At 44.7% G+C, this 17,003-nt stretch carries 16 protein-coding genes; 1 reads left to right on the top strand and 15 read right to left on the bottom strand.

Features of this window, described 5'->3' with window-relative positions; translation table 11 throughout:
- Window positions 1-3 precede the first annotated feature (3 nt).
- From tolR to AAFX28_RS13770, 13 genes are all read right to left on the bottom strand, one after another.
- On the bottom strand, window positions 4-447 hold the full coding sequence (gene tolR, locus AAFX28_RS13830) for a protein TolR (protein ID WP_408688465.1): 444 nt from the start codon (window positions 445-447) through the stop codon (window positions 4-6).
- Window positions 448-452: 5 nt separating this feature from the next.
- A complete protein-coding gene (tolQ, locus tag AAFX28_RS13825) occupies window positions 453-1,151 on the bottom strand; it encodes a protein TolQ (RefSeq protein ID WP_408688463.1) in 699 nt (232 codons plus the stop codon).
- Entirely contained in the window at window positions 1,141-1,560 is a 420-nt protein-coding gene (gene ybgC, locus AAFX28_RS13820) for a tol-pal system-associated acyl-CoA thioesterase (RefSeq protein ID WP_408688461.1), read from the bottom strand. Before ybgC ends, tolQ begins: the two co-directional genes overlap by 11 nt.
- 162 nt (window positions 1,561-1,722) lie before the next feature.
- Window positions 1,723-2,025 carry a cyd operon protein YbgE gene (gene ybgE, locus AAFX28_RS13815; RefSeq protein WP_408688459.1) on the bottom strand — a complete coding sequence of 101 codons (303 nt, stop codon included), beginning with the start codon at window positions 2,023-2,025 and terminating at the stop codon, window positions 1,723-1,725.
- Entirely contained in the window at window positions 2,018-2,125 is a 108-nt protein-coding gene (gene cydX, locus AAFX28_RS13810; protein ID WP_000270284.1) for a cytochrome bd-I oxidase subunit CydX, read from the bottom strand. Before cydX ends, ybgE begins: the two co-directional genes overlap by 8 nt.
- A 12-nt stretch (window positions 2,126-2,137) precedes the next feature.
- Complete coding sequence (gene cydB / locus AAFX28_RS13805) at window positions 2,138-3,274, bottom strand: cytochrome d ubiquinol oxidase subunit II (RefSeq protein WP_408688457.1); 1,137 nt, start codon at window positions 3,272-3,274, stop codon at window positions 2,138-2,140.
- Window positions 3,275-3,287: 13 nt separating this feature from the next.
- On the bottom strand, window positions 3,288-4,874 hold the full coding sequence (gene cydA / locus AAFX28_RS13800) for a cytochrome ubiquinol oxidase subunit I (RefSeq protein ID WP_408688455.1): 1,587 nt from the start codon (window positions 4,872-4,874) through the stop codon (window positions 3,288-3,290).
- 460 nt (window positions 4,875-5,334) lie between these two features.
- On the bottom strand, window positions 5,335-6,339 hold the full coding sequence (gene ruvB, locus AAFX28_RS13795; RefSeq protein WP_171322695.1) for a Holliday junction branch migration DNA helicase RuvB: 1,005 nt from the start codon (window positions 6,337-6,339) through the stop codon (window positions 5,335-5,337).
- A gap of 11 nt (window positions 6,340-6,350) precedes the next feature.
- Complete coding sequence (gene ruvA, locus AAFX28_RS13790) at window positions 6,351-6,968, bottom strand: Holliday junction branch migration protein RuvA (RefSeq protein ID WP_408688453.1); 618 nt, start codon at window positions 6,966-6,968, stop codon at window positions 6,351-6,353.
- A 78-nt stretch (window positions 6,969-7,046) separates the two neighbouring features.
- Window positions 7,047-8,498 (bottom strand): methyl-accepting chemotaxis protein, encoded by a 1,452-nt coding sequence (locus AAFX28_RS13785; RefSeq protein ID WP_408688451.1) that lies wholly within the window; start codon window positions 8,496-8,498, stop codon window positions 7,047-7,049.
- A 138-nt stretch (window positions 8,499-8,636) separates the two neighbouring features.
- Window positions 8,637-9,158 carry a crossover junction endodeoxyribonuclease RuvC gene (ruvC, locus tag AAFX28_RS13780; RefSeq protein ID WP_408688450.1) on the bottom strand — a complete coding sequence of 174 codons (522 nt, stop codon included), beginning with the start codon at window positions 9,156-9,158 and terminating at the stop codon, window positions 8,637-8,639.
- A 68-nt stretch (window positions 9,159-9,226) separates the two neighbouring features.
- On the bottom strand, window positions 9,227-10,966 hold the full coding sequence (locus AAFX28_RS13775) for a glycoside hydrolase family 36 protein (protein ID WP_408690876.1): 1,740 nt from the start codon (window positions 10,964-10,966) through the stop codon (window positions 9,227-9,229).
- A gap of 212 nt (window positions 10,967-11,178) precedes the next feature.
- Entirely contained in the window at window positions 11,179-12,132 is a 954-nt protein-coding gene (locus tag AAFX28_RS13770; RefSeq protein ID WP_408688449.1) for a porin, read from the bottom strand.
- Window positions 12,133-12,504: 372 nt separating this feature from the next.
- On the opposite strand from AAFX28_RS13770, the gene AAFX28_RS13765 reads away from it, so the two are divergent.
- Window positions 12,505-13,248: a substrate-binding periplasmic protein gene (locus AAFX28_RS13765; RefSeq protein ID WP_408688447.1), complete on the top strand. Its 744-nt coding sequence runs from the start codon at window positions 12,505-12,507 to the stop codon at window positions 13,246-13,248.
- 51 nt (window positions 13,249-13,299) lie between these two features.
- On the opposite strand, the gene torA is transcribed toward AAFX28_RS13765, so the two are convergent.
- Entirely contained in the window at window positions 13,300-15,762 is a 2,463-nt protein-coding gene (torA, locus tag AAFX28_RS13760) for a trimethylamine-N-oxide reductase TorA (RefSeq protein ID WP_408688446.1), read from the bottom strand.
- A 24-nt stretch (window positions 15,763-15,786) separates the two neighbouring features.
- A complete protein-coding gene (gene torC / locus AAFX28_RS13755; RefSeq protein WP_408688444.1) occupies window positions 15,787-16,971 on the bottom strand; it encodes a pentaheme c-type cytochrome TorC in 1,185 nt (394 codons plus the stop codon).
- Window positions 16,972-17,003 lie beyond the last annotated feature (32 nt).

Below are 17,003 nucleotides of genomic sequence, written 5' to 3'. Positions count from 1 at the left end.
ACGCTATTCCTTAATGTCAGTCAGCAACCCAACTTTAGGGATACCGGCACGACTTAGCTCATCAAGAACCAAAACCACTTCAGCGTATGGTGTTGCAGCGTCACCACCCACAGCCACAGGTGAATCAGGCTTAAGTGACAGCTCAGCTTTGACTCGCACAATGATGTCTTGCAGCGAAATACCGCGCGTCACTTCTTCATCATTGACACTTAAACCAAGGTTGCCGTCTTTATCGATCTCAACGATGATAAAACTCGCATCACTATCACCAGCGAGTTCTGACGCTGGCTTAGCCGTCGCTGTTTTAGGTAACTCAACATCTACCCCTTGTGTTACAAAAGGCGAGGTCACCATAAAAATTATCAACAGTACAAGCATCACGTCGATATAAGGTACGACGTTGATCTCTGCAGTCATCTTTCGCTTTTTACGTTGGTAGCCAGCCATGACAACTATTCCTTATTTGAAGCGTCACGACCCGCCATTGCTTGACGGTGCAAAATGCTATGGAACTCTTCAGAAAAAGTCGCGTAGTTATGTTCAAGCTTACCTACTTTGTTGCTTAGGCGGTTGTATGCCATAACAGCTGGAATTGCAGCAAATAGCCCCATTGCTGTCGCAACTAGGGCTTCTGCGATACCCGGTGCAACCATTGCTAATGTTGCTTGTTTTACCTCACCCAACGCAATAAACGCATGCATGATGCCCCATACCGTACCAAACAGACCGATGTATGGACTAATAGAGCCAACAGTTGCAAGGAATGGTAAGTTAGTTTCAAGATCATCCACTTCACGCGCCACGGCTACACGCATTGATCGACCAGTACCTTCCATAATGAAGTCAGGCGAGTCTGCATTTGACTTGCGTAGGCGAGCAAACTCGGTAAAGCCTGAATAGAAGATTTCTTCAGTACCCGCGAGGTCGTCTTTACGTTTTTTGGCATTTTGGTACAAGATGGATAAATCCGTACCTGACCAGAATTTATCTTCAAACGTTTCGGCATCTTTCGATGCTTGGGATAGCACTTTACTGCGCTTAATGATCATCGCCCAAGATACGATAGACATACCCAAAAGAATCAGCATAACCATCTTTACAAGCAGACTAGCTTGTAAGAATAGATCTAGCATCGAAATATCAGCGGTCACTGTTAGTAAGCTCCATAACTATTGATTGAGGCATTGCTTTTGGCCTCATTTTTTTATTATCGATACATGCTACCTTAACCATTGCCTTACACAATATGTTGCCATCAGGATTAACGATCTCCTGACAGAATGTGAGTGAGGCTTTCTTAAGGTCTGTGATAGATGTTTTAACAACAAGGTGATCATCAAGACGTGCACCTTGTAAGAAATCAATGTCCATGTGTCGGACTACAAAACCCAAGTTTTGTTCCAAAAGAGTTTGCTGAGAAACACCAATCGTTCGAAGCAACTCTGTTCGAGCTCGTTCAAAGAATTTGAGATAGTTTGAGTGATAAACAACACCACCAGCATCAGTATCTTCATAGTATACGGTGACTGGCCACTCAAAAATTGCCGCTTGTTCCTGCACTTGGATGTCCGAATAATGGATTTAGACGGATACTATAACGCAACTCGTTACCATCTATGCAAGCGTCATTTGAAGGTTTTCAAAGCTTGAAACAAAAAAAAGCGCCACTCATTAGCGAGTCGCGCTTTTTTTGTACGAAATGAGCAGAGTTTACCCTCTTTTCTATGAGAGACGCATTACCGTTAAATAGATAAGAATCAGCAAAGAAAAATAAGGGCTAAACAGAACTTGCCAGTACCAGTTGCGAGGTTTAAAACCAATACCAAACACCATGCTTGAGCAAATTGCCCAAATCAGCAATGGCGAGATAACTGCATTAAAACCACCGATCGAATCTGAATAGAGTTCTGGATCCCACATAACCATAGCAACATGGTAAAAACCAAGAACTAACGATAAGGCTCTAAACAGAGCCTTATCAACCGGCGCATGTAGCTTGGCTACCTGCTCAGCGAGACTACTCACTGTCTTTGTCCATCATTTCTGAGTGCTCTAACCAAAGAGCGTTAATGATGCCGAATGCACATGCTAACAATACACCCAGAATCCATGCGAAATACCACATATCAATTGCTCCTTAGTAAGCTGAAACGTCGTTGTCTTCGATGTGTTTCTTATCTAGACGACCGAACATTTTGTAGTATGTCCACGTCGTGTAGCCAAGAATCACAGGTACCATCACTGCTGCTACTGCTGTCATTAGACCCAGTGTCAGCTCACTTGCCGTTGAATCCCACATAGTCAGACTATGGTTAGGTACAAGGCTCGATGGCATAACGAATGGGAACATTGCAAAACCTGCAGTCAAGATAACTCCTGCGTTAGCAAGACTTGAGAATAGGAATGCAAAACCACCACGTTCAAAACGAGACGCCATTGCAGCTAGAAGTGGCATTACCACACCTAGTAGAGGCGCTGCCCATAGCGCTGGGTATGTTTCGAAGTTCGTCATCCACGCACCCGCTTGAAGAATCACTTCTTTGTTCAGTGGGTTAGAGTCAGCAAATGTATCGATTGTGCTAGTGATAACATAACCGTCAATTGACTGAACCCAGAAACCACCTAGAACAAATAGTACTGCAGCGATCAAACCAGTGACCTGTGCGACACCACGAGAACGAACATGCAGTGCTTCTGTCGTTTTCATCTGTAACCAAGTTGCGCCTTGAAGTACGAATAGCATCAAGCTAAGTACACCACATAATAGTGCGAACGGGTTTAGAAGACCAAAGAACGAACCTTTGTACTCTGACATTAGTAGGCTGTTTAGTTCAAATGGTACGCCTTGAAGTAGGTTACCGAATGCTACACCAAAGATGATTGGCGGTACTGTGCCACTAAAGCAAAGTGCATAGTCCCAAGCTTTACGCCATTTTGGGTTTTCAATTTTCGAACGGTAATCTAGAGCAAGTGGACGTAACCAAAGCGCTGCTAGAGTCACGTACATTGCTAGATAGAATCCAGAAAACGACGTTGCATAAACAAGAGGCCATGCAGCAAATAGCGCACCACCAGCTGTAATTAACCAAACTTGGTTGCCGTCCCAGTGAGGGGCAATCGTGTTTAGCATAATACGACGTTCTGTGTCACTTTTGCCGATAACAGGTGAAAGCGACGCAACACCCATATCAAAGCCATCAGTTACAGCGAATCCAACTAGTAGTACACCAATTAGAACCCACCAAATAAGTCGTAAGATTTCGTAATCAAACATAATATTCCCTCACTTATACTTCGACTGAACGGCCGACTTTGTCTTCAACAGAGTTAGCTTCTTGTTCGAAGTGGTAGCGACCTGTTTTCAGGCTGCTTGGACCTTTACGTGCAAATTTAAGCATTAGGTAAACTTCTGCAATTAGGAACACTGTGTATAGCGCAATAATTGCGAATAGAGATGTCCAAAGCTCACCAAGAGTTAGTGCAGACGCTGCTACGTGTGTCGGTAGGATCTCACCTACTGCCCACGGCTGACGACCGTATTCTGCAACGAACCAACCTGCTTCAATCGCAATCCAAGGTAGTGGAATGCTAAATAGCGCTGCTTTAAGAATCCACGGTTTCTGTTCAATCTTCTGACGACATGTTTGAACGAATGCAGCACCAAATACGAATAGCATGATGAAGCCACAAGCAACCATGATACGGAATGACCAGAATAGAGGCCAAACTGTTGGGATAGAATCATCCGCCGCCGCTTGGATCTGCTCTTCTGTCGCATCGACTACGTTTTCTGTGTAGCGCTTAAGAAGTAGGCCGTAACCTAGGTCACCTTTCACTTCGTCAAAGGCTGCCATGTTTTCTTCTGACTTGTCGCCTGCACGAAGTTTTTCAAGCAACTCGTATGCGTACATACCCGTGCGAATACGATCAACGTGCTCATCACGTAGATCACGTAGACCTGTTACTTGCTCATCAAGTGAACGCGTTGCGATAATACCCATAACGTAAGGGATCTTAATCGCGTAATCCGTGTGCATTGTCTCTTGGTTTGGAAGACCAAACAGAGTGAATGCCGCCGGCGCTGGTTCTGTGTGCCACTCAGCTTCTACTGCTGCTAGCTTCACTTTCTGTACTTCACCTAGCTCGTAACCAGATTCGTCACCTAGTACGATTACAGAAAGGATAGCTGCCATACCGAAAGAAGCGGCAATTGCAAATGAACGACGAGCGAATGCGATGTCACGACCTTTTAATAGGTAGTATGAACTGATGCCTAGAATGAACATTGCGCCTGTCGTGTAGCCTGATGCTACGGTATGCACGAATTTAACCTGAGCAACTGGGTTTAGAACAACCTCAGCAAAGCTCACCATTTCCATACGCATGGTTTCGAAGTTAAATTCTGCGCCAACTGGGTTTTGCATCCAGCCGTTTGCTACGAGGATCCATAGTGCAGAGAAGTTAGAGCCAAGTGCAACTAACCACGTAACCACTAAGTGTTGACGTTTCGATAGACGATCCCAGCCAAAGAAGAATAGACCTACAAAAGTAGATTCCAGGAAGAAGGCTACGAGGGCTTCAATCGCCAAAGGTGCGCCAAAAATATCACCTACATAGTGCGAATAGTATGACCAGTTAGTACCAAACTGGAATTCCATGGTTAGGCCAGTCGCCACACCAAGTGCAAAGTTAATACCGAAAAGCTTACCCCAGAACTTGGTCATGTCCTTATAGATTTGCTTGTCCGTCATCACGTACAAAGATTCCATGATGGCAAGTAGGAATGCCATACCTAGAGTCAAAGGTACGAAGAGGAAGTGATACATCGCAGTCAGAGCAAACTGCAACCGCGATAAATCAACAACATCGATCATGATTACTCCTATGTGTCGGCTGAAGACACTTTTTTACATCCCTGCCAGCATAAACATTCGTTACTCAACTTTAAAAGTTGTTATTAAATAACGGCGTACTGTTGCAAAAATGTACCGTAACGGTTAGTTAATTGTTAAGCATCAGCTAATATAGCTAGCGCTAATATTACTGGTAAAAACAGTATGTTTCAAAAGGTTTATAGGCAGAGTTCGCTTTGATTTGTATCAACTTTTGTGCGGCATTCTTGTTTAGTTTTTCGTCAACTTGATCTATATCAACCAAAATACGTCCCTTTTGTTACGTGCGAGTTATCCAAGACCACCCGATCACTATTTATGCAAAACAACAAGTTAACAAGTCACTCAACCCTGTTACCTATTTAGTGGTAAGCAAATATCATTACCGTGATCCAGATCACCAAATAAAAAAGCCTGCTAATTTTAGCAGGCTTATGAAAACTTATTTTTCAATTCCGAAATGAAGATAGGCTCGATCGGTGGCTATTCGTCCCCGCGGCGTTCGCTGCAAATAGCCTTGTTGGATCAGATATGGTTCTAAGACATCTTCAATGGTGTCTTTCTCTTCACCAATAGCAGCTGCCATGTTATCAAGACCAACCGGTCCACCACCAAACTTCTCCATGATCGCGAGTAGCAGTTTTCTATCCATATAATCGAAGCCTTGAGCATCAACATCAAGCATGTTTAGCGCTTTATCCGCTACCTCAGCACAAATATGACCATTGCCTTTCACTTCAGCGTAATCTCGAACACGACGTAATAGTCGGTTAGCGATACGCGGCGTTCCACGAGCTCGCCTTGCAACTTCCAACGCCCCTTCCGACTCCATCGATAAGCCCAAACAGTCAGCACTACGCTGAACAATGTTTTGCAGGTCAGGAATTTTGTAATACTCCAAACGCTGAGTAATACCAAAACGGTCGCGTAGTGGCGAGGTCAATGAACCTGCTCGCGTAGTAGCGCCAATTAGAGTAAATGGCGGTAAGTCGATCTTAATTGAACGTGCTGCAGGTCCTTCACCAATCATGATATCAAGCTGGTAGTCTTCCATAGCTGGATAGAGCACCTCTTCAACCATTGGGCTCAGACGGTGGATTTCGTCAATGAAGAGCACGTCATTTTCTTCGAGGTTAGTCAGAAGTGCGGCTAAGTCGCCCGCTTTTTCCAGTACAGGGCCTGACGTAGTGCGAATATTCACGTCCATTTCATTGGCCACGATGTTCGCTAGCGTGGTTTTACCTAAGCCTGGTGGGCCAAATATCAGCAAGTGATCTAACGCTTCATTACGTAACTGCGCTGCTTTGATGAAGATTTCCATCTGATCGCGAACATGATCCTGACCTTTGTAATCTTCGAGCTTTTTAGGTCGTATCGCACGATCGATGACATCTTCTTCTTTATATACTGTATTGTCTGGCGCAATTAAGCGATCCGCTTCAATCATGATTTATGCCTTTATACCATCGACTTCAATGCTTCACGAATGAGCTGCTCACTGCTCATATCCGCTTTCTTAACTTGTGACACCACTTTAGACGCTTGGGTTGGTTTATAGCCTAGAGCTAGCAATGCACTGATCGCTTCTTCTTCTGCGCTTTCCTTATTCGCTTGAGGCGCAGAGTCAACTGGCGCAGCGTCTGTGAACGGAGTAAATAAGTCTCCAGCGCCCCAGCCTTTCAGTCTGTCTTTCATTTCAACCACAAGACGTTCTGCAGTCTTCTTACCAACACCAGGTAGCTTAACAAGAGTCGAAACATCTTCACGTTCAACACTTGCCACAAATTGACTTGCCGTCATTCCAGAGAGAATCCCTAGCCCCAGTTTAGGGCCGACGCCATTTGCTTTGATAACTTCTCTAAACAATGCACGCTCTTTGACCGTATTAAAGCCATAAAGCAGTTGAGCGTCTTCTCTCACCACGAAATGAGTATAGATGATCGCTTCTTCACCAATATTTGGCAGCTCATAGAAGCAGCTCATCGGCATTTGCACTTCGTAGCCAATGCCATTAACTTCAATCAGTAGTTCAGGGGGTTGTTTCTCGATAAGAATGCCGCGCAGACGTCCAATCACGGTAGTTACTCTTTGGAAATGAATTTGCGACAGGATAATAAAGAACTGGATAGACATCCAGTCCTTTATTATTTGGAGCTAGATTTTTGAGACAACTTGATCAAGTTGCGAAGTTAAGGTTCTTACTGCGTCTACTTGTGAAGTCAATTGCGCACCATTTTGGGCTACGTTCTCAGAAATTGTTTTCGTTGCAACCACGCCATTCGCCACTTCACTGCTTGCTTGGTCGAGTTCTTTTAGTGCCAGCATTTGATTAGACATGATATTCGCAAGTCCGTTGACGTCTTGTGAAATTGCTGAAACTTCGACAATCATCGACTTCATTTTAGCCGCACTTGAGTTCACCACGTTCTGCCCGTGTTTGACTTCCTGCTCGCTGCGATCGAGCAAGTTTCTAATCTCGATCGCGGACTGACTACTTTTAGCGGAAAGATCACGCACTTGCTCTGCTACTACCGCGAAGCCACGACCTTGCTCCCCTGCTCTCGCCGCTTCGATTGCAGCATTGAGTGCCAATAGGTTAGTTTGTTCGGCAACGGAGGTGATCAAGTCTGCCACTTTCATGATCTCTTCATGGCTACCAATAATTTGGCTGATGGCTGATGTAGAGTCTTCTAGCAACTGCGAACTCGTTTCCGCTTGTTGGTGTACAGCATCGCTGCGTTCTCTGAGTTCATCAACAAAACGGGTCGAACCTTCGATTCCTTCTGCAAGCTGGTGAACTTGTTGACTCATCTGCTCTGCCGCGCTTGCCTGAGATTCACAATTGATGTTCAAGTTCGAGACCTGATCGTCTAGCGTCAATGACTGCGATTCCAGTGTTTGAGAAACATCTTTAAGCTGTATTGAGTTTTGATTAGCTTGCTCTAGAACGTGGGAAAGGTTCTGTTCGCCGAGTGTGGCCTTCGCGGCAATCGCTTCACTGTCACTTTTCGCCCGCTCGGCGATCTCTATCGCTTTCTCTCTTTGCTTGGCAGTGAACGCCTGCGCAATACAGATCACCACTAAAGGCAATACCGTTCCAGACCAAATTTCAACACGTTGCGCTGCTTCAGATAGCTCTAACACCGGAAACGAACGTCCAGAGACATGTAGATAGGTCATGATGGCTGAGCATAAGATAACTGTCACACTCCAACTGATCGCAACCATTCGCGTACCGGACAAGAAGAATGCCACCACAAGCAAGGGAACCCAGTAAGTTTGGGTCGATTCCACGATACCGCCGCTTTGGTAAATGATGTTGAGGGCATGAACCGACATGCCAATAAAACCAAGGTTAAGTGCAATTGTTGGGTTCTTTAACAGTTTTAGGCAAACGGCAGCAAAGAGCTCGAATCCAATCAACATTATAGAAGTCATAATTAAGCCATCATGACCGTGATTAGACCACTTTATCAGGCTATAAATACCGACTAGAAAAGCGATGAAAGAAAATAGAGAGAGGGTGTCGGCCTGACGCCGTTGATTTTTTGTCCATTGAGGTTTCTCAGGCATACAGAATTGTCGCCACATGTTGACAGGGTTCATGTTCAATCTTCCTTGATTGATATCTTATTAGACCTCTGACCACTATATTAATACAACATTTTTATAACAAACCTAGTAAGCAGATCTGTTTTACATGTCTCAGTTTTGCACCAATAGGTAGTAAATAGTGTGGAATGGTTAACGGTAACGTCCTCTTCGAGCACCTGTTGCTTTACCTGCCAACGCGACTAAAGTTTTATTAGTATTGGCATGACAAATTGCTACACCTAACGCATCGGCAGCATCCGCTTGTGGTCTCGCTGGTAGCTTAAGCATTTGTTGGACCATATGCTGAACTTGCTCTTTGTCCGCACCACCTGTTCCTGTCACCGCTTGCTTGATCAGTCTCGCAGCATACTCATGAACCGGCAGATCCGCGTTCACTGCTGCCACTATTGCACTGCCTCTTGCCTGACCCAGCTTTAATGCCGAATCTGCATTTCGCGCCATAAAGACTTGTTCAATCGCAAATACATCCGGCTGAAACTGAGTAATGATCTCAGAAACACCTGCATAAATTTGCTTGAGTCGGCCGGGTAATTCCTTTTCTGACGTTCGAATACACCCACTGCCTAAATATTGTAAATGACGACCCGTTTGGCGAATCACTCCATAACCTGTAATCCGAGAGCCCGGATCGATCCCAAGTATAATTGACATTATTTTCTTTATTGCCGCTAGGGTCTGCTGACCTCAATCCAGTACGCTATTTTAGTCTAGCCGTTTGTCTATGGCGAGGTAATTATCGCTCGACTCGCTAAACCTGAATCTAATGCGACTTCATAAACCTGAGTAGGCTGAGGCGTCAGCTTTTCGCCAGTCCAATAATCGTACCAAAAGACAGGATAATTCGCCGTTAGAGTTACTTCTCGCGCAGGCTGATGGTAATTGAATAGGCAATGTAATTCGTTACGCTCTGTAAGAGGCAAAAATGCATGATGCAGATTAAGCGCAGTAAACCTTGCCGATTCCTGATTATGCTTTTGTCGAATGGCAAGCTTGGCCAAACTCTTTTTCGCAAAAGGAGTCAGTTCGGTTAAAGGGTCACCAGATAGAAGCATTCCGCCGCAAGCAAGGAGTACATCTCGGTGGAATTCATAGTTACTGCGCTCCGTTGCTTGGTTTGCCAGTGAAACGAAAGTTGCGCAGTCTGGGTCGATTTGCCACAACTTACGATGCTGCCAACTACGGTAGAAGGTTTCTTTGGCTATCTGTTCAAAGCGATTTCCACACCGTTCTACATCATCTGACACTCGCATTGCATCCACAACGCCGAGTGACGGCCACATTGGAGCATTACAACCGAGAATCAAGGCCTCGCCAGCGCCTCTAGCGATCGCTTCCATCCCGAGTCGGTATGCTTCAACGCCCGTGACACCAAGTTCACTACGGATACCTTTTAATGTACCCCAATAATTCGCATCCAGTTTAAATAGCTCTACTCCCCACTCTTCGCGCATCGTTTTTACCACATGGGTTAAGTGATCTTGGACTTCTGGATTTGTTGTATCTAAGATATACCAAGGGGTGCAACGCCAACCAGCGTAAGTAATGTCTTCTGCTTTTAGTAAACTGCCATCTGCATGGCGTACAAACCAATCAGGGTTCTGCTTGAATACGTCAGACTCTGGCTGGGCAATAAAAGGGGCTAACCAAATCGCAGGTTTTTTACCTCTCGCTTTGATTTCACCTAATACCGACTTAATTCCAGATGGGAACTTGTCTGATGGTGTTAACCAGTCTCCCATATAAGCTTGGTAACCATCATCAAGCAGAGCAACGTCGAACTGCTTCAGATTATCCGCCATATAATCGACGTTATCTTCAATATTTTGCTCAGTGACTTCTGCATAATAGGCATACCAAGAGCACCAACCTAAAGGTGCATCACGCGTAACGCCAGAACGAGCCAAATGATGAGAGTTTATACAGTCACTAAATTCAGCATATAAGCCAGATAGGGACTCCCCTCGTAAAATGACGACAGACTCAAGTTTATTTGTCGACCAATCTTGTGGATGTGTATCTTCTCCATCTATAAACGCATTAACGATTAGCCGACCGTGATCATCTTCAACAGTAAAGTAGCCAGCAAAACGGTGACAAGAAGTGAATCCAAACAGCGCGTAGCCGAGGGAGTCTTCAACAACAAGATAGTTGTAATATCGCTTGGGTTGTTGAGATGAGTATATGCGGTAGCTTGAACTATTATCTGGACATCGACCGACATCAATAGGTAAATCATGCGTGCCCGTAGTCTGGGCTAGCATTTGAAAACCATCACCTAGTAATGTTGCTTGTCGCTCGAAATCGAATTCAGTTTGGAAGAGTAAATATTGGTCATTAACGGATGAATTGGACAATCCACAATAAGTGAAAAAAACCTCATTGTTGAAGGTTTCAACATCAAGGTCACTATTCGCAACCAACAATTGACGTTCATTGTCTAAATGTACAACTCTCACGATAAGACACTCTAAGGATCAGTGATTTTCTTAATTAGAGCATTCAGCAAACTTATTGTCTATTTAGTCAACATCACACTTTATAACAAGCGTCACGTTTTAAAACGAAAAAGCCCTCCAACTCCGGAGGGCGAAAAGGCAGTGGATTATTGCGCTAAGCATCCTGCTTAGAAAACGGCCTATTTACCTAGGCCGTAATAAGACGGAAATTTAGATTAGAATGCGTACGCTAGTTTAACGAATGATTCTACGTCGCCTTTTTCCCAACCATTGATTACTTTACCTTCGTCAGAAACATGGTAAGCAATATCAATTAGCGCAGAGAAATTGTTTGTAAATGCGTAAGAACCACCAAAGTTCACAGCTTCGCGGCGATCTTCAACAGATACGTAACCAGCTGCTAGGTAAAGTGCTTCCATTGAGTAACCGATAGAAGTGTTGTAAAGCTTCACTTTTTCGCCATCAGAGAATTCTTCTTCAGCGAATGTCGCGCCAATGCCAACAGCACCTAGCTTAACTGCACCGTTTACTAGATATAGTTGGTCAGTGAATACTTCTGTTTTACCATTTGAATCAGTAGTAATTTTGTTATCGTTGTCTTCGTAACCGAAGTTAACCATGAACGTCTCATTCTCGAAACCTACATAGCCATTGTAACCACCTTGACGGTCTTGACCTTCATAGTTACGGTCACCGAAGTAAGAAACACCGTATTTGAAGCCTTCTTTATCACCTTCGAACTTAACAACTTGACGAGCGTCAGATGCGTCTGAAGGAGACCATAGGAACTCGATTGTTTGGTCAGCAGCGCCATCAACAGCATCTAGAGCAGTATCGTTTGCGTAGCCTGCAGAGATAACACCGTAACCAGTTTTGTAACCAACCCAAGTGTCAGTAATAGTAAATTCAGAGTCAGATGTACCGTAGTCATCTTCAATATCAAATTCACCGCCGAACTTACCAACAATGTTGCCATTCTCGTAGTCTGCGAAGATATCGAAACCAGTTACACCACCGTTGTAGATCTCGTCATCTGAACGGCTAGAGTCAGAGTAACCACCTAGAGCAAACTCACCAGAAACTGTGAACTGGTCGCCAGATAGTGCTTCTGCTGCTACTGCTGAACCTGCAACAAGAGATAATGCTACTGCTAATGCTGTCTTTTTCATTTTTATTTGTTCCTATAAATTTTTATTTATGAGCGCCAGTTCCACCGGCTTGCCCTGGCAGCAGAAATTATTCGCAGAACTAATAATTAACAAATAAAATGATCCAAAAATAACTAATAGAAAGCTCACTTAACGAGCTCATTTTTCTAAAAAACTCTAATATTGCTGATAAATGCGACAATAACCATCAATAAAAGTGAAGGCGATCACACCGATAAGCCTAGGTTTCTAAAAACACCTAAACTCCAACCGTGTTCACTACTTAGTTAAAAAGTTCAATCATATTCTCAACAAATGAGATTTAGCTAAAAATCTCTACCTCTATAGGCTGTCGACTACACTTTCTAAGAACTCTCTATTGAGGAAAATAAGGTGTTTATTCGCAGGTGTGTGCTTTACGGAATACTAGTTTTGTACCCTTTATCTGCTTCTTACGCGGCTACCGTGCTTCGTGTTGCACAAACAACGTGGCCGCCTTTCATCATGGATTCACCCTTTGGTCGAGGCATAGCGCACGATATTGTCATCGAAGGGCTAACGACAGCTGGTTATCAAGTCGAATTCGTAGAAAAGCCCTGGGCGAGGATCTTGAAAGAAACACTTAAAGGGAAAAATGACATCATCGTCGCTATTTGGAAAACCAAGCAGCGAGAACAAGACTACCTGTTCACTGAGCCATACATGTATAACCAAATGGCGGTTGTCTCTAGGAGCGAGCTCGACTTCGAATACCAGACAATCGAGAACTTGAAAGAAAAGCGTGTCGCTTTAATCAACGGCTATGCCTACGGTGCTGAACTGCTTGAATACGAGCAGATGTATAAAGTCATTTCTATTGACCTACCAAACAGTATTCGTCTGTTGCTTTCTGGTCGTGCCGATATCCTCGTCACTGACGAAGCAGTAGGTAAATGGACGATAAGTGAAATGGGGATAGAAGCGAACCGACTCCATTTCAGCGACAATTACTTGGACTCAACGCCCGTTCATGTCGCGGTACGTCGAAGCCACCCACGTGCTCAGGAAATTGTCGATACTTTGAATAGGTACTTTAAAACACACGGGGAGGTAAAAATGAAAAAGCTCAGACGCAAATATGGCCTAACCCTTCCTTAAGGCAAAAAAATACCAGCCAATTGGCTGGTATTTTTATTCGTTTGCGTTCAATTACGCGACTTCGATTGGACCACCGAATGAAGTTACTGGCGGTACTTTGCCTGTGAACTTCTCGAAATCTACGATACAAGTGTTCGCAGAAGTCGCCTGAGCAAGCTCAGAAGAGCCGATATCCATCGTTAGCGTGTTCGGATCGCCGTATGTACAGATAGCGCCTTCTTTTTCATTTAGAGGGCCGTACCATGCACCTTCTTCGATACGAATAACACCACGTGGGTAGCTATCAGTCAGTACTGCACCTGCTAGTAGCTGACCACGGTCATTAAATACGCGAACTAGATCGCCGTCTTTAATACCTTTCGCTTTCGCATCTGTTGGGTTGATGTACACAGGCTCGCGACCTTGTACCGCATATGTTGCACGGAACTCTTCTGATTCACACATTTGCGAGTGAAGACGCTTGTCTGGGTGACACGATTGTAGCCAGTACGGGTGTTTCTCAGAGCCTGGACCACCATGTGAACGTTCTGTCTTTTCAAACCACATTGGGTGTTCTTGACAGTGCTCGTAACCGAAACGACCGATTGTACGGCTAGTAATCTCGATAAAGCCTGATGGAGTACCTAGTGCGTTGATCTCAGGGTCTTTACGGAAGTCCGCATGACGAACCCATGGAGAACCTTCACCAAAGTCTAGAACACTCTTCTCCCAGAACTCATCGAACTCTGGCATATCGAAGTTAGCTTTGTTTGCTTCACGACAGTCTGCGTATAGTGAGCGAACCCACTGCATCTCGTCCATACCACGCGTGTACTCGTTGTGACGACCGAAGCGACGAGTTAGTTCAGTAAAGATCTCAAAGTCAGTCTTAGACTGGAACAATGGATCCACTAGACGGTGCATTGCGATCAGGCCTTTACCTGAGTACGAACCGTAAACGTCAATATCGTTACGTTCAAACTGAGTACATGCAGGAAGAACGATATCAGAGAAGCGACACGTTGCTGTCCAAGCAAATTCAATCGTCACAACCGTTTGAAGCTTTTTGAATGCTTTCTTCATACGGTTACGGTCTTGGTGGTGGTGCCAAGGGTTGTTACCCGAGATAACCATCATCTTGTAGTCTGGTAGCTTCACTTTAGAGCCGTTGTAACGGATCTCTTTACCTGGTTCTAGCAGACAGTCAATCCAACGCGCTACAGGAATTGTACGGCTGTAACCGTTGAAATCGTTGTTGTCCCACTTCGGCTTAGAGCCTGTGTCAAGGTTACGTGGGAAACCACCTGGTGCTGCAAAGCCTGTTGATGGAACACCGATACCTGAGTAGTGGTGACCGTAAGAGATACCACCGCCTGGTAGACCAATCTGACCAACCATAGCTGCAACAACTGCCGCTGCCCAGTATGGCTGCTCACCGTGCTCTTGACGTTGAATACACCAACCCATCAGGATTTGTGTACGACCGTTAACTAGCATGCGTGCAAATTCACGGATCTTGTCAGCTTCTACACCACAGATTTCTGCTGCCCATTCAGGAGTCTTAACAACTTTGTCTTTAGTCTCACCCTGAACATACTCAATGAACTCTTTGAAGCCTAGACAGTAAGTGTCGATGAACTTCTTGTCGTATAGGTCTTCGTTATAAAGAACATGAGCAACCGCCAGCATGAACGCCACGTCTGTCATCGGGTTGATGTACATGTGGTCGTTGCCTAGGAAACGTTGAGTCTTGTTCTTAACCGGATCAACAGACAATACATTGATCTCGCCTTTCGCAACTTTCTCTTTTAGTTGCTCAAGGTAAGGGTACGATTGGTGCGTCTCACAGTTCCAACCTACTTGAAGGTTTTTCACTGGATCGTTCGCCCAAAGGATAATGTTGTCTGAGTTCTCTAGGATCTCTGACCAAGATGTACCTTGTGCGTATACTTCTGTCGAACCAAGAACGTAAGGCAGAATAGTTTGACCTGCACCCGTAGAGTAGTCACCTACTTTAGTGATGAAGTTACCATGCATACCTACAGCACGTTGCATGTGGCTGGTACAGCTGTGGAACTGACCAGTTTGACGCCAGCCTGTCTGACCTGCGTGTAGTGCCCATGGACCGTAATCTTTTTGAATACGCTCAAGTTCACGGTAGAACAAATCTAGTGCTTCGTCCCAAGTAACACGGATAAAGCGGTTGTTACCACGAGTGTCCGCGCTGTACTTGTGTTTCTTCAGCCAATCAAGGCGAACCATTGGGTAACGAACACGTGAAGGGTTGTAAATAACACCCTTAATGCCGTTGATCATATCTGTTGGGTTAGTGTCAGATTCAAGAGGCTTAATTTCTTGCACTTTACCCGCATAGATGTGGGCGCGGAACGCGCCCCAGTGAGAACCTGAAACTTTCCAAGTTCCCGTTGATTCTGCAGCGCTTGCAGAAGCAGATGCCAATAAGCTTGGACCGATTACTGATGCTGCGCTTGTGGTTGCTACACCTTTAAGAAAACTTCTTCGTGTAATAGCCATTTCAAATACTCCGTCTGACGCTTATTAGTGGTGACCTTCAGCAAAATCTGAAGAGTGCTTCTGTAGATATTTCAATACAAGTGCTTCACTGTCTGTATCGAAGTTCACGAATGCAAGCATACCGTTAAACATACCTGGCCAAGTGTTTGCGCTGAAGTGCGCTTCATCTGGTTGAGTGTGACAAACTGAACAGTTTGTTTTGTATGCTTCGCTCGCTTTCTCCCAGATAGGAGTCACGTCATTAAGCATCGCTTCTTTCTTCATCCAAACTTTCGCTGACACTTTCTCCCAAGGAAGACCAGTTAGCTCATCGACTTTCTTCTCGCCTTTAGTCACGATGTCATCACTTAGCGCAGCTTCTTTAAGTAGAGAACCCATAGCGATGTTCATGCCGAAATCTTCTTGGATTACACGACCAAAGCCTTTCGCTTTACGCCAACCGTCGATTTCAACTTGCATCATGTCGCCTTTCTCATCCAGAACCTTAACGCTAGATGCTGGGTTAAGAAGACCAGCTTCTGTTGTTGCAGTTTCATCGAAGTAAACTGGAAGGTGACGTACGCTCACTAGTTCAGTACCTGTTGAGTAATCAGTGCCAGACGTTAGCTGCTCTAGCTCACCAACGATACCGCCTACGCTATCCATATTTGCTGGAAGCTGGTGCGCAATACCTTTGTGACAATCAACACAGCTTTGATCTTTTTCAGCTGCTTGTTTCATTTGGATACGAGCTGTTGGAGACATTTGCTCGAAATCCATAGATTCGTAGTTGTGACAGTTTTTACACTCTAGAGACTTGTTCGCCGAGAAACGGTCCCATTCGTGTTTAGCAAGTTCGATGCGGCGCTCTTCAAACGCTCCTGGTTCATCGTAGTTACCAAATACTTGTGCAAATACTTCTTTAGATGCCTGCATTTTACGTGCAATTTTGTCAGTCCAGTTATGTGGTACGTGACAGTCAGGACATGTTGCACGAACACCAGAGTGGTTTTTCCAGTGAACCGTTTCTTGCAGCTCAACATACACGTTATCGCGCATGGTATGACAGCTGATACAGAACTCTTCAGTGTTAGTCGCTTCTAACGCAGTGTTAAAACCACCCCAGAAGATAACACCAGCGATAAAGCCGCCCATAGTCAGCACGCCTAAGCTGATATGAACCGCAGGGCGTGTCATGGTACGCCACAATTTTACGATCAATGATTTCATGGTTTGCTCTCTTAAAATCTTTTCAAAAATGT

Source organism: Vibrio sp. TBV020, assembly GCF_046056895.1.
Classification (GTDB): domain Bacteria; phylum Pseudomonadota; class Gammaproteobacteria; order Enterobacterales; family Vibrionaceae; genus Vibrio.
Note: the sequence above shows the minus strand (reverse complement) of the source record. Positions and strands in the feature narration are given on the sequence as shown.

Bases quoted from the DNA above. Each gene is read 5' to 3' on its own strand.
- tolR (WP_408688465.1), bottom strand. From the start codon at position 447: ATGGCTGGCTACCAACGTAAAAAGCGAAAGATGACTGCAGAGATCAAC.
- cydX (WP_000270284.1), bottom strand. From the start codon at position 2,125: ATGTGGTATTTCGCATGGATTCTGGGTGTATTGTTAGCATGTGCATTC.
- cydB (WP_408688457.1), bottom strand. From the start codon at position 3,274: ATGTTTGATTACGAAATCTTACGACTTATTTGGTGGGTTCTAATTGGT.
- cydA (WP_408688455.1), bottom strand. From the start codon at position 4,874: ATGATCGATGTTGTTGATTTATCGCGGTTGCAGTTTGCTCTGACTGCG.
- ruvB (WP_171322695.1), bottom strand. From the start codon at position 6,339: ATGATTGAAGCGGATCGCTTAATTGCGCCAGACAATACAGTATATAAA.
- AAFX28_RS13785 (WP_408688451.1), bottom strand. From the start codon at position 8,498: ATGAACCCTGTCAACATGTGGCGACAATTCTGTATGCCTGAGAAACCT.
- ruvC (WP_408688450.1), bottom strand. From the start codon at position 9,158: ATGTCAATTATACTTGGGATCGATCCGGGCTCTCGGATTACAGGTTAT.
- AAFX28_RS13770 (WP_408688449.1), bottom strand. From the start codon at position 12,132: ATGAAAAAGACAGCATTAGCAGTAGCATTATCTCTTGTTGCAGGTTCA.
- torA (WP_408688446.1), bottom strand. From the start codon at position 15,762: ATGGCTATTACACGAAGAAGTTTTCTTAAAGGTGTAGCAACCACAAGC.
- torC (WP_408688444.1), bottom strand. From the start codon at position 16,971: ATGAAATCATTGATCGTAAAATTGTGGCGTACCATGACACGCCCTGCG.